General features: G+C 69.2%; 14 protein-coding genes. 5 read left to right on the top strand and 9 right to left on the bottom strand.

The window, feature by feature from the left end; genetic code table 11:
* Positions 1–3 precede the first annotated feature (3 nt).
* Positions 4–1,272, top strand: coding sequence for a glycoside hydrolase family 125 protein (locus AB0F43_RS22865; protein WP_360480161.1), 1,269 nt, complete (start codon positions 4–6; stop codon positions 1,270–1,272).
* Here the strand turns inward: AB0F43_RS22865 and AB0F43_RS22860 are convergent.
* From AB0F43_RS22860 to AB0F43_RS22845, 4 genes are all read right to left on the bottom strand, one after another.
* A complete protein-coding gene (locus tag AB0F43_RS22860) occupies positions 1,265–2,110 on the bottom strand; it encodes an ABC transporter permease subunit (RefSeq protein ID WP_360480158.1) in 846 nt (281 codons plus the stop codon). The genes AB0F43_RS22865 and AB0F43_RS22860 overlap by 8 nt on opposite strands.
* Positions 2,100–3,017, bottom strand: a complete 918-nt coding sequence (locus AB0F43_RS22855; RefSeq protein WP_360480155.1) for an ABC transporter ATP-binding protein — start codon at positions 3,015–3,017, stop codon at positions 2,100–2,102. Before AB0F43_RS22855 ends, AB0F43_RS22860 begins: the two co-directional genes overlap by 11 nt.
* 293 nt (positions 3,018–3,310) lie before the next feature.
* The gene (locus AB0F43_RS22850; protein WP_360480152.1) at positions 3,311–3,976 is read right to left on the bottom strand and encodes a response regulator transcription factor; all 666 of its coding nucleotides are present in this window, start codon (positions 3,974–3,976) and stop codon (positions 3,311–3,313) included.
* A gap of 21 nt (positions 3,977–3,997) precedes the next feature.
* Positions 3,998–4,255 (bottom strand): LuxR C-terminal-related transcriptional regulator, encoded by a 258-nt coding sequence (locus tag AB0F43_RS22845; protein ID WP_360480149.1) that lies wholly within the window; start codon positions 4,253–4,255, stop codon positions 3,998–4,000.
* Between AB0F43_RS22845 and AB0F43_RS22840 the strand changes: the two genes are divergently transcribed.
* Complete coding sequence (locus AB0F43_RS22840) at positions 4,137–4,457, top strand: DUF6069 family protein (protein ID WP_360480146.1); 321 nt, start codon at positions 4,137–4,139, stop codon at positions 4,455–4,457. The genes AB0F43_RS22845 and AB0F43_RS22840 overlap by 119 nt on opposite strands.
* Here AB0F43_RS22840 and AB0F43_RS22835 read toward each other — a convergent pair.
* Positions 4,380–5,141, bottom strand: a complete 762-nt coding sequence (locus tag AB0F43_RS22835; RefSeq protein WP_360480143.1) for an FCD domain-containing protein — start codon at positions 5,139–5,141, stop codon at positions 4,380–4,382. The genes AB0F43_RS22840 and AB0F43_RS22835 overlap by 78 nt on opposite strands.
* Before the next feature lie 220 nt (positions 5,142–5,361).
* On the opposite strand from AB0F43_RS22835, the gene AB0F43_RS22830 reads away from it, so the two are divergent.
* Entirely contained in the window at positions 5,362–6,576 is a 1,215-nt protein-coding gene (locus AB0F43_RS22830) for an alpha-hydroxy acid oxidase (RefSeq protein WP_360480140.1), read from the top strand.
* Between the two features lie 14 nt (positions 6,577–6,590).
* Here AB0F43_RS22830 and AB0F43_RS22825 read toward each other — a convergent pair whose 3' ends face one another.
* From AB0F43_RS22825 to AB0F43_RS22815, 3 genes are all read right to left on the bottom strand, one after another.
* Positions 6,591–7,730, bottom strand: coding sequence for a sensor histidine kinase (locus AB0F43_RS22825; RefSeq protein ID WP_360480137.1), 1,140 nt, complete (start codon positions 7,728–7,730; stop codon positions 6,591–6,593).
* A 78-nt stretch (positions 7,731–7,808) separates the two neighbouring features.
* Positions 7,809–8,447 (bottom strand): pyridoxamine 5'-phosphate oxidase family protein, encoded by a 639-nt coding sequence (locus tag AB0F43_RS22820; RefSeq protein ID WP_360480134.1) that lies wholly within the window; start codon positions 8,445–8,447, stop codon positions 7,809–7,811.
* The gene (locus tag AB0F43_RS22815; protein ID WP_360480131.1) at positions 8,447–9,748 is read right to left on the bottom strand and encodes an MFS transporter; all 1,302 of its coding nucleotides are present in this window, start codon (positions 9,746–9,748) and stop codon (positions 8,447–8,449) included. The genes AB0F43_RS22820 and AB0F43_RS22815 overlap by 1 nt, the downstream gene beginning before the upstream one ends.
* Before the next feature lie 155 nt (positions 9,749–9,903).
* On the opposite strand from AB0F43_RS22815, the gene AB0F43_RS22810 reads away from it, so the two are divergent.
* Complete coding sequence (locus tag AB0F43_RS22810) at positions 9,904–10,356, top strand: hypothetical protein (protein WP_360480128.1); 453 nt, start codon at positions 9,904–9,906, stop codon at positions 10,354–10,356.
* A 112-nt stretch (positions 10,357–10,468) separates the two neighbouring features.
* On the opposite strand, the gene AB0F43_RS22805 is transcribed toward AB0F43_RS22810, so the two are convergent.
* Complete coding sequence (locus AB0F43_RS22805; RefSeq protein WP_360480125.1) at positions 10,469–11,113, bottom strand: alpha-ketoglutarate-dependent dioxygenase AlkB; 645 nt, start codon at positions 11,111–11,113, stop codon at positions 10,469–10,471.
* 113 nt (positions 11,114–11,226) lie between these two features.
* Here AB0F43_RS22805 and AB0F43_RS22800 point away from each other — a divergent pair, with 113 nt between their 5' ends.
* Positions 11,227–12,591, top strand: a complete 1,365-nt coding sequence (locus AB0F43_RS22800; RefSeq protein WP_360480122.1) for an amidohydrolase — start codon at positions 11,227–11,229, stop codon at positions 12,589–12,591.
* Positions 12,592–12,603 lie beyond the last annotated feature (12 nt).

Below are 12,603 nucleotides of genomic sequence, written 5' to 3'. Positions count from 1 at the left end.
TTGATGATCGATCCCGAGGTGCTCGACCGCGCCACCGTGGCGGTTCGCCGGGCGACCGGTGACAAGGTGATCGCGGAGATGTTCCGGCGATCGATGGCGGAGAACCTGCCGGCGGTCGCCGAGCGGCTGCCGGACGGGACGACATTCGTGCTGACCGGGGACATCCCGGCGATGTGGTTGCGCGACTCGGCCGCCCAGCTCCGGCCGTACCTGCTGCTGTGTCGCGAGGACCCGGCGCTGCAGGACGTGCTGATCGGTGTCCTGCATCGCCAGCTCGAGTACGTCGTACTCGACCCGTACGCGAACGCGTTCAACCGGGAGCCGAACGGCGCCGGTCACGTCACCGACGAGACCGAGATGTCGCCGTGGGTGTGGGAGCGCAAGTACGAGATCGACTCGCTCTGCTTCCCGCTCGAGCTGGCCTACCGGCTGTGGCGGATCACCGGCCGGGCCGACGTGATCGACGAGCGGTTCAAGGCCGCGGCGGAGGCGATCATCGAGCTGTGGACCGTCGAGCAGGATCACGAGAACAGGTCGCCGTACCGGTTCCAGCGACGTGATGACCGGCCGTCGGACACGCTCGTGCGGGAGGGACGCGGTCGGCTGACCCGGCCGACCGGGATGTCCTGGAGTGCGTTCCGGCCGAGTGACGACGCGACCGAGCTCGGGTTCAACGTGCCCGGCAACATGTTCGCGTCGGTCGTGCTCGGGTATCTGGAGGCGATCGCGACCGAAGCACTGCACGACTCCGGGTTGGCCACGCGGGCGAAGGAGCTCCGGGCCGACATCGACGACGGCATCGCTCAGTACGGGACGGTCGAGCACCCTGTCCACGGCCGGGTGTACGCCTACGAGGTCGACGGCATGGGCGGGTCGCTGCTGCTCGATGACGCCAACATGCCAAGTCTGTTGTCGATCCCGCTGACCGGGTACGCCGCCGCCGACGACCCGACGTACCTCGCCACTCGCCGGCTGCTGTTGAGTCCGGAGAACCCGTACTACTACAGCGGTACGCACGCCGCCGGCATCGGGAGCCCGCACACCCCGCCGAACTACGTGTGGCCGATCGCCCTTGCTGTGCAGGGATTGTCGAGTACGTCGGCCGACGAGCGCCAACGGCTGCTGGAGCTCCTGCGGGACACCACGGGCGGTACCGGCCAGATGCACGAGGGATTCGACGTCGACGATCCGTCGCGGTTCACCCGGGAGTGGTTCTCGTGGGCGAACGCGATGTTCTGTGAGCTCGCCCTGGTACACGCCGGAATCAAGTGACGTCCCGGCGGCGGGTCGTCCAGCCGGCCAGTACGGCGAACATCGCGCAGTAGGCCAGCAACGTCAGCAGGGCACGCCCGCCGCCGACCGCGTCGCGAACCCCGGGCGGCGCGTCGGCGGCCGCCATCCCGGTCACGTTGAAGACCAGCGAGCCGGCATTCGCGCCGGGGAGCGCGTCGGACAGGAACTCGAGATCGGGCAGCAGGCTGCTGACCACCCCGGCCAGCAGCGTCTCGATCCCGAGGATCCAGACGACGCCGAGCCCGATCGGCAGTGCGACGTTGCGGAAGGCAACGGCCAGGACCGCCCCGGCCAGGCACCACATCACCAGCACCAGCCAGCCACCGGCGAGCCCTTCCAGCACCGCCGTCACGCCGGGCCAGTCCGTCGAACCGTTCTCGACGGCCGCGATCCCGATGCTGCACAGTGCGCAGGCGACGAAGATCCCCAGCACCCAGACCGCGACCATGGTCGCCAGCGCGAGGAACTGCGCGGCGAGTACGGCGCCGCGACCCGGCCGCTGGGTGAGGATCGTCTTGAGCGTGCCCCAGGTGTACTCGCCGCCGACCACGATCGCACCCAGCACGAGCGCCAGCGCGCCGGCGAAGATCGGGTAGCCGCCGATGGTGTTGTCCAGCACCCGTTCCGGCAGCATCCCGCGCAGGATCTCGCTCCGCGGTACGCCGTCGGTCTGCGGGTTCTCGTCGCCGGTCACGTAGCCCAGGTAGGGCAGTAGATAGCCGAAGATGAGGCTGAGCACGAGTCCGGCGCCGAACAGCACCCAGACCGCCGAACGCTTGCGGAGCTTCAGCACCTCCGCGCGGTAGCTACCCAACATCGGACTTCTCCTCGCTGGTGAGCTCGAAGAACACGTCCTCGAGAGCCCGTTCCGTGCTGTGCAGCTCCGACACCGCGATCCCGGCCTCGACCAGGACCCGGTTGACCTCGGCCGCCTTGGCCGGCTCCACCTTCACCCGCAGCGTCTCGTCGTACTGGTGCACCGTGCCGGCGCCGAGGAAGTCGGTCAGGATGGTCTGCGCCTGGTCCCGCGGGGCGGCCCGGACCACCAGTTCCCGCTCACCGCGCAGGTCCTCGACGTTGTGCTCGGCAACCATCCGGCCGGAGTTGATGATCCCGACCCGGTCACAGATCTGCTGCACCTCGCCGAGCAGATGGCTGGACAGCAGTACGGTCCGGCCGCCGGAGCCGAGCTCGCGGATCAGCCGGCGCATGTCGCGCATGCCGGCCGGGTCGAGCCCGTTCGTCGGCTCGTCCAGGATGACCAGCTCGGGATCCTTCAGCAGCGCCGCGGCGACCCCGAGCCGCTGCTTCATCCCCAGGGAGTACGTCGAGAAGCGGTCCCGGGCCCGATCGGTCAGGTCGACCAGCTCCAGCACCTCGTCGATCCTCCGGCGCGGCACCTCGGCGTACTCGGCCAGCAGTCGCAGGTTGTCCAGACCGGACAGGTACGGGTAGAACGCCGGCGACTCGATCATCGACCCGGTCCGGCCCAGTACGGCGGGCTGCCCGGGCGCACCGCCGAGCACGCGGACCTCGCCGCTCGTCGGCGCGATCAGCCCGGTGAGGATCCGGAGCGTCGTCGTCTTCCCGGCACCGTTCGGTCCGAGGAACCCATACACCTCCCCGGGGAGGACAGTCAGATCGACACCGTCAACCGCGAGGGTGTCGCCGTAGCGTTTCGTCAGCCCGGTCACCTCGACCAGCGGAGCACCTGTCGTGTTCATACCGCCGAGACTGCCGGTCACCGGCTGGTTCTCGCGTCGGCCAGGGGGAGTGACCGGAACTACCGCATGAGGAGTACACCCCACCCCTCACGACCTTCCCCGCCAACTTCCCCCGCTGCCTGCACACTGGCCCCTGCACGCTGCCTTCACTGGCGCCCGCAGCATCGAGTGTGGGGAGTTGGTAGCAGGTATGCGCTTGCCGGGCGCACGGTGCTCACACTCGATGGCTCTCCGCACGGTGGCTTCACTGGCGCCTGCACGGTGGCTTCAGTGGCGGACGCGGCGTGAAAAGCTCAACCCAGCCAGCCGGGGCGGACGAGGCCGGTCTGGTAGGCGACCACGACGAGCTGGGCGCGGTCGCGGACGCCGAGTTTGATCATCGCGCGGCTGACGTGGGTCTTCGCGGTGGCCGGGCTGAGCACCAGCCGCTCGGCGATCTCGTCGTTCGACAGGCCTTCGCCGACCAGGGCGACGATCTCCTTCTCCCGGTCGGTGAGGACATCGAGCTCCTTGCTGGCACGCGGCTGCCGGCTCCGCGAAGCGAACTCCGCCACCAGCCGCCGGGTCACACCGGGGGACAGCAGCGCGTCACCGCGTGCCACCACCCGCACGGCCTGCAGCAGCTCGACCGGCTCGGTGTCCTTGACCAGGAACCCGCTGGCCCCGACCCGGAGCGCCTCGAACACGTACTCGTCCAGGTCGAACGTCGTCAGGATGACGACGTGGACGTCGTTCAGCGTCTCGTCGGCGCCGATCTGCCGGGTCGCCTCCAGGCCGTCGGTACCGGGCATCCGGATGTCCATCAGCACCACGTCGGGCTTCTCCGCCCGCGCCACCGTGACCGCCTCGGCACCGTCCGACACCTCGCCGATCACCGTGATGTCGTCCTCGGCGTTCAGCAACGACCGGAACCCGGCCCGCACCAGCGCCTGGTCATCCGCCAGCAGCACCCGAATCATGCGCCCACGCTAAAGCATCTGTCAGGCCAACCCCGCGTCATGGGCCAGCAGGGCTATCTGAGTGCGGTTGCCGAGCTCGAGTTTGGTGAGGATGTGGGAGATGTGCGCTTTCACCGTCGCCACGCTCATGTAGAGCTCGGCGGCGATCTGGGCGTTCGCCTTGCCCTGGGCGACCGCGAGCATCACGTCGTACTCCCGCGGTGACAGGCGGGTGAGCGCCTGCCGCGCGACCGTGTGTGCGTCCGCGATGGCCTTTGCCGGCTGGGGCCTGCTGGCCATCCTGGAACGCCGTACGCTCAATGCACGCAAGGTCTGGACCGTCCTCGCGGTGATCGCCTGCACCACCTCGCTCGGCAGCCCTCTCAGCAGCGGCATCGGCGTTGGCGCCAAGCTCGGCCTCGCCTCACTCCACCTGGTCGTCGGCGCCACGGTCATCCTCGGCTTGCGCCGTACCGCGTTGTCCGCCGCCGAACGGTGCTAGGGCGGCCGCTTCGTAGAAGTTCTGGATGTGGGCGGTGACCTGGTCGGCGGCCGCGTCGGGTTCACCGCCCCGGATCGCCTTCAGGATGGCGCGGTGCTCGGCGCGCAACCCGACCGCGGTCGCCTCCCAGTCGGGCAGATTGGGTACGGCGGCCAGCACGTACCCGTGAATCGCCGATCGCAACGATGCCATCACCGCCGCGATCAGCACGTTCCCGGCCAGTCCGGACAACGCCACGTGGAACTCCGCGTCGAGCAGATGGAACTCCTCGGGCGACAGCCCGCCGTCCTCCATCCGATCCAGCAAGTCCTCGGCCAGCTTGAGCTCACCGGCGTCCATCTGCCGCCCCGCCGCCTCCCGGGCGGCCCAGGACTCCAGCAGGATGCGGGTCTGGACGACATCAGCCATCGGCAGGTGATTAGTTGCCAAGTGCAACCGCAGGACGGCGGTCAGCGGCGACACCGGCTCCGCGACGATCACCGCACCGGCCTCCGGACCGGACCCGGTGGCTGTCCGGACCACCCCCATCGCCTCCAGCACCCGGACCGCTTCGCGGACCGACGGCCGGCTGATCCCCAGCTGCTCCGCCAGCACCCGCTCCCCGGGCAGCCGCTCGCCGATCCGCAGTCGTCCCGACGCCAGCTCGGCCTCGACCCGGTGCAGCACCAGCTCATAATTCTTCACGCCCGCTCCAACCCGCTTCGGGAAGAATTCCTCAGGAGTCCGGGGAGGGAACTGCCCCCGAATTGGCCAGAAAACCTCCCCGAATCCACCTGCCCTGTGGGGGTGAGGGGGATGGGGAGGGGGTGCATGTGGACGACTCTACCTGTGTGGTCGGACCACAGGCTATGCTGTGGTCCGACCACACGACCACGTCCGCCCTTGCCGGCCCTTCGGAGTACCGATGACCGATCGACAGCTGCCCAAATGGTCCGAGCTCAAGCCGTTGCTGCGGCCGAAGCCGATCACGGTGAACCCGACCGACCGCCGGCTCGAGAAGGCGCTCACCATTCCCGACCTGCGGGCGATCGCGAAGCGCCGGACGCCGCGCTCGGTGTTCGACTACACCGACGGCGCGGCCGAGGCGGAGATCAGCCTGCGCCGGGCCCGCCGGCTGTTCGCCGAGCTGGAGCTGCAGCCGTCGATCCTGCGCGACGTGTCCGACCTCGACCTCGGCACGTCGATCCTCGGTGGCCGCTCGGAGCTGCCGTTCGCGTTCGCGCCGACCGGCTTCACCCGGATGATGAACCACGAGGGCGAGAGCGCGGTGGTCAAGGTCGCCGAGCAGATCGGCATCCCGTACGCGCTGTCCACCATGGGTACGACGTCGATCGAGGACGTCGCCGCGGCCGCGCCGGACGCACGCAAGTGGTTCCAGCTGTACGTGTGGAAGGACCGCGACGCGGGCGAGGATCTGGTGAAGCGGTCGGCCGCGGCCGGGTACGAGGCGCTGATGCTGACCGTCGACGTACCGGTGGCCGGTGCGCGGCTGCGCGACGTACGCAACGGCTTCACCATCCCGCCGTCGCTGACCGCGAAGACCGTCCTGGACGCGTCGCTGCACCCGGCGTGGTGGGCCAACCTGCTCACTACGCGGCCGTTGACGTTCGCGTCGCTCTCCAGCTGGGACGGTACGGTCGCCGACCTGCTCGACACGCTGTTCGACCCGACGATGACGATCGACGACCTCAACTGGCTACGGTCGATCTGGTCCGGCCCGCTGATCGTCAAGGGCATCCAGACGGTCGACGACGCGCGCCGGGTGGTCGACGCGGGCGCCGACGCGATCGTCCTGTCCAACCACGGCGGCCGGCAGCTGGACCGCGCGCCCACACCGCTGCGCATCCTGCCCGAGGTTCGCAAGGCGATCGGCACCGACGCCGAGATCTACCTCGACACCGGCATCATGTCCGGCGCCGACATCGTCGCCGCCATCGCGTTGGGCGCCGACGCCTGCCTGGTCGGCCGCGCCTACCTCTACGGCCTGATGGCCGGCGGTGAGCGTGGCGTCGCGAGAGCCGCCGAGATCCTCACCAAGGAAGTCCGCCGCACCATGGCCCTCCTCGGCGTCTCCCGGGTAGCCGACCTCAACCCCTCCCACGTCCGCTTGCCGGCTTAGGCCGTGTCTGGCGACTACAGCGGCAGGTGGGCGGTGATGCGCAGGCTGCCGGTGGGGGTGCGGGTGGCGGTCAGGGTGCCGCCGAGGGCGGTGGCTCGCTCGCGCATGCCGATGATGCCGTTGCCCTCCTTGGGCGGACCGGTAAGGGACTGACCGTCGTCGTCGACCTGGATGACGAGCGCGTCCTCGCCGTACTGGATGCGCACGGTCGCGGCGTTCGCCTTGGCGTGCCGGACGATGTTGGTGAGCGACTCCTGGATGATGCGGAAGGCGGCGCGGTCGAGCCTGGTCGGTAACGGGTGCGGGTCGCCGTGGACGATCGTGTGCACCTCCAGGCCGGCGCGGGACGTCCGGCTGACCAGCTGCTCGAGCCCTTCGAGGCCGGCGACCGGCTGCCGCGGCGCGGACTCGTCCGACTGCCGCAGGATGCCGACGATCGACCGCAGCTCCACCAGCGCTTCTTTGCTCGCTTCCTTGATCGCGGCGAGCGCGGGACCGGCCTGCTCCGGCTGCCGATCGACCAGGTGCAGCGCGGTCGACGCCTGCACGTTGATCAGCGAGATGTGGTGGGCCACCACGTCGTGCAGCTCCTGCGCGATCCGCAGCCGTTCCTCGCCGGCCTTGCGCAGCTCGGCCTCCTGGCGGGTCCGGGCCGCCGCCATGGCCCGGTCCCGCTGGGCGCGGAAGAGCTCGGCGGTGAACCCGAGGACGACGAAGATCGTGCCGACCAGGAGGATCTGGTAGATGCCGTCCTCGTTGATGCCGAGGATCAGCCGGCCGCCGACATGGCCGACGTACAGGGCGACGATGCCGGCCCAGCCGGCCAGTCGATGGCCGCAACGGATCACCGTGAAGGCGGCGATCACGAACGAGAAGATCACCGGGCCGTACGGGTACTGCATCAGCATGTAGGCCAGCGTCGAACAGACCGTTGCCCACAGCACCGGAACCGGACGGGTCCGGCGCCAGTACAGCGACACCGACCCGATCAGGATCAGCACCACCATGAGCCAGTCGGCCTCCCGGCGGTCCGTCTGGCTGTCGGCGGCACCGAACGAACCCGCCAGCGTGACCGCACTGATCACCGCGGGCAGCGCGATGCGCTTGGCCCGGGCTCCCCAGGGCGGCGGCGCGATCGGCTCGGTCGTGGTCACACTACGGAACCGTAGAGGGCTAGCCGGTGCGATGTCATCGTCGCCACGGAGTATTCCGGCCTGCTCCGTCCGTGGTACTCAGTACTTGACCTGGTAGATCCCCTCCTCGTAGGCCTTGCCGTAGTAGGCCTCGAGCTCGGCCAGGTCCTCGTCCTGGCGGTCCAGCGCCTTCGCGATCCTCGCCCGGCTCGGCATCGCCTCCGGGTTCCAGGTCTCGGGCTTCCACAGCTGCGAGCGCAGGAACGACTTCGAGCAGTGGTGGAAGATCTCCTCGATCTCCACCAGCAGCGCCAGTTGCGGGCGGTTGCCGCGGACGATCATCTCGTCGAAGAACGGCGCCTCCTTCAGGATCCGGGCCCGCCCGTTGATCCGCAGCGTTTCGCCACGCCCGGGGATGAAGTAGATCAGCCCGACGTGCGGGTTGGTGAGGATGTTGCCGAACCCGTCGACCCGCCGGTTGCCGGCCCGCTCCGGGATGGCGATCGTGCTGTCGCCGATGACCTTGGTGAACCCGGCCGGGTCGCCCTTGGGGGAGACGTCGCAGGTGCCGTCCGCCGCCGAGGTGGCGATCAGGCAGAACGGCGACGCGGCCAGCCACTGCCGGTCCAGCTCGTGCAACTCCTTGCGGGCCTTGCCGGCGGTGGATGCCAGCGGCGCCGGCACGATCTCGCGCAGCTCGTCGTACGTCGTGACCTCTACCAGTCCGGGGATCTCCATCAGGCGGCGTTCTCCTCTACCAGCGACGGCTGGGCGTCCTCGTTGACAGCCCTCGTCCGCGCAGCCCATCGTACGGCGGGACCAGTTGCGCAACTGGTCCCCAGGAACAGTGCACCCACTGCGATCCAGCCGATCGGACCCCACCCGAGGACGACGGTTGTGAGCAGCGCCGGCCCGGCCATGCGGGCGATGGCCGGGCCGGTGCCGAAGAAGCCCTGGTACTGCCCCTGCTTGTCGGCGGGGGCGAGGCCGAAGCTGATCTCCCACGCTCCCGATGCCAGCTTCATCTCGCCGAGGGTCAGGAGGGCCGCACCGCTGATCAGTACGACGGCTGCCGTCGTGGCGTTGAGATTCGCGGCGGAGACGGCGAACACCGCGCATGCGGCCAGCATGGCGACTCCGGCGTACCGGATGGAGCGGGTGGCCGTGCGGAGGTCCTTCACGGTTCGCGCTGTCCGTACTTGGAAGAGGGTCACTCCGAGCGTGTTGACGATCAGGAGTGAGGCCACGACCCAGTCGGGCGCGTCGGTGCGGGTGACGATCCACAGCGGTACGACCAGGCTGAGCAGGGGCATGAAGAGCAGCATGATCGCGTTCAGCAGCGCGAGTACGGCGTACGGACGATCACGCAGTACGGCGAGGCGCGGCTCGCCCTTGATCCGGACGCTGACGGCTACGGCCGGGACGCGGTGGATGAGCCGGGCTGCGATCAGGAAGCTGACGGCGTCGAGCGCGAAGACTGTGAGGTACGCCGGTGCCGTGTCGTAGTGGAGGGCGATACCGCCGAGTGCTGCGCCGACTGCCAGTCCTGCGTTGACTGTGGACTGCAGGAAGGCGCGAATGCGAGTGCGCTCAGCAGGCTCGACCAGACCGGCCAGCAGTGCCTGCCGTGCGGCGGTCAGGCCGGTCTGACTGCTTGCGTACACGATCGCGGCGACCAGAAAGAGCGGGAAGCTCCGGACGACCAGGAACGCGGCGACCGACGCGGCGGTGGTCAGAGCCAGGAGGATGGCGATGCCGCGGGCGCCCTTCCGATCGGCGAGGTTGCCCAGTGGAACACCGGCGAGAAACCCGATCAGCCAGGCGACCGTCAAGCCGAGCCCGACCTCGGCCGTCGACAGGCCGACGATCCGCGTGAAGAACAACGCCGACGTGACAATGAACGCGCCGTCCCCGACCGAGTTCGCCAGCTGCGCCATCGCGAGGTCCCGAGCTACCCCGGCAGGCGGCAGGAACCGTGCGTGGCCACCACCGCTGTGGTTTGCCTGCCCGCTGCGGACGCGGCCGCTCGTGATGCTCATCTCGGTCTCCCTCGGCTCGGTATGACTCGAGCCTAGGAGCGCCGCGGCCCACCATGCAGATCCATTTCACCGCAGATCTGATGGGCCAATTCCTTGGCTGATATTGGTCTGTGGATAAGTCAAATCAAGGGTGGGAACGACGGCACCTTGTAGGTATGAGCTTCCAAGACCTCCCGCAGACCTGGCCCGACCACCCACTCTCCGACCCCGTCCTGACGGCGAATGTCGTCGACCTGCTCGTCAGCCTCGGCGATCGGCAGCGCGGCACCTTCACCGTCGTCCTCTGCGACGCCGACGACCACTACATCGCCACCGTCGCGATCGACCTGCCGTCGGAGTTTCGCGCCGCAACGACGAGCCTCCGGCCGAGTGACCTGTGCTCCACCGCCTTCGGCGCGATCATTCCGGCTGTCCGCACCGCCCCTGGCACTGGGCTGCTGCTCGCTCTGGGACGTCCAGGGCCCGACTTCTGGCCCGAGCTCGACGCCGAGTGGGCCGAAGCCGCCACCCACCTCTGCCGCGTCGCCGGAGTCCGCCTCCTCGGCTTCTACGTCGCCTCAGCCCACCACATCTACCAACCGGAGGTGCGACTCCATGCCGCCGCTTGACGTCCGCCGCCAAAAACCAGAACTCATCCGTCGGCTCGGAACGTGCTGCGGGCGTCACCGAAGCCGCCACCGCGCGCGACCCCACGGGGAACGTCCGCCGCTGGGAAGCCGGTCAGCGAACGTTGTGGGGGCGGTACTGGATGCTGATGCGGGGGCCTTTGTGGCCGGTGGCTTTGGGGATGGCGTGTTCCCAGGTGCGCTGGCAGGAGCCGCCCATGACGATGAGGTCGCCGTGGCCCAGGGGGTAGCGGACGGTTGAGCCGACTGGGCCGGTCGCGGCGCCTGGGCGCGGACGGAGTGCCAGAACGCGGGGTTCGCCGACGGAGAGGATGGCGACCATCGTGTCCTCGTGGTTGCCGCGCCCGATCCGGTCGCCGTGCCAGGCGACGCTGTCCCGGCCGTCGCGGTAGAAGCACAAGCCGGCCGTACGGAACGGCTCGCCCAGCTCCTCCGCATAGTGGGCGGTGAGCCGGTCGCGTGCCTCGTCGAGGATCGGCAGCGGCAGTTCCTCATTCTCCCCGTAGAAGCAGAGCAGCCGCGGTACGTCGACGACCCGGTCGTACATCTGCCGTCGCTCCGCCTGCCACGGCACGTCTCGCGCCAACCGCTCGTACACCTGATCCGCCCCGGTCAGCCACCGCGGCAGTACGTCGATCCACGCGCCCAGGCCGAGGTCCGTCCGCTGGATCCCGTCCAGCGAACCCAGCGCGGGATCCTCGAACGCGTCCAGTAACGAGCCCTGAAGATCAGCAGCCATACATCCACCATACCCGAGATTCGAACAGGTGTTCCCCTGAATTCCCGCCTGAGGCCGGACGAACCGGCGGATGGGGGAGACTGCGGTACGTCGACCTACCGGCTGGAGGATGGATGCCTCGTCTGCTGATCCGCAACGTCTCCGTACTGATCGTCCCCGAGTCCGGCGACTGCGGCGTCGACGAGTCCCAGGACATCCACATCCACGACGGTCAGATCACCGCGATCGTCCCCACCGGCACGGGCCCGGAGTCCGCGAGGGCCGAAGCCGCCCGGGGTGCCGATCCGACGGAGGTGGTCGAGGGGACCGGGCTGATCGCGGTGCCGGGGCTGGTCAACTCGCATACGCACAGTCCGATGGTGATGATGCGGGGAGCGGCCGAGGACCTGTCGATCGAGGACTGGTTCAACCAGCGGATCTGGCCGATGGAGGTGAACCTGACGCCCGAGCGCGTCCGCGTCGGCGGACGTCTCGCCTGTGCGGAGATGCTGCTCGCCGGCGTGACCACGTACGTCGACCACTACTTCCACGCCGACCAGATCGCCGAAGCCGCGCTCGAAGCCGGGATCCGCGCCGACCTCGCCCCCACCTTCTTCTCGTCGGCTGGCCCGGAGGTCATCGAAGCCGCCATCACCACAGCCCGCGGCCTCCGCACCCGAGGCCCGCGCATCACGGCCAGCCTGGGCCCGCATGCGACGTACACGGTCAGCGACGAGGACTTACGTCGTACGGCGGACATCGCACGAGCCGAAGGGTTCCGCCTCCACCTCCACGCCGCGGAGACCGACGACCAGACGCAGTCGTCCGTCGACCGGCTCGGCGTGACACCGATGCAGGTGCTGGAGCGGACCGGCGTGCTGGACGCCGGAGCCCTCATCGCCCACGGATGCGGCATCCGTGAAGCCGACCTGCCCATCCTCGAGCAGTTCGCCGACCGCACGACCGTCGCCAGTTGCCCGAAGGTCTACCTCAAGCTCGCCATGGGCACGGTGACGCCCATCAAAGGCCTGCAGTCCATCGGGGTGAGAGTCGGCGTCGGCACTGACGGGGCTGCCGTCCACAACACGCTCGACGTCTGGGAATCGCTGCGCCTGGTCGCGCTGACCCAGAAGCAACGCGAGCAGGACGCCGAGTGGATGAACGTGTCCGACACCCTCCGCCTGGCCACCAGGGGAGGCGCCGCAGCGGCCGGCCTCGCCGACCAGAGCGGCGCACTCGAGCCAGGCCGCCAAGCCGACATCGCCCTGATCGACCTGTCCGGCCCGCATTGCCAGCCCGTGCACGACCCCAGAGCAGCTCTCGTGTACTCCGTCCGCTCGTCCGACGTGGTGACCGTGCTGGTCGCCGGCGAGGTCGTCGTGCGCGATCGCCGACTCACCAGGATGAACCTCGAGGAAGTCCTCGCCGACGCCAAGGACCTCGCCCACACCCTGGTCGACCTCTCCAAGGGCGGAGCCGTCCAGCACTACGCGCCATGAAACGCAGTCCGC

Origin of the sequence: Kribbella sp. NPDC023972 (assembly GCF_040639075.1) — a bacterium.
In the GTDB taxonomy this organism is placed as follows: Bacteria; Actinomycetota; Actinomycetes; order Propionibacteriales; family Kribbellaceae; genus Kribbella.
This window is presented reverse-complemented; position numbering and strand designations above follow the sequence as displayed.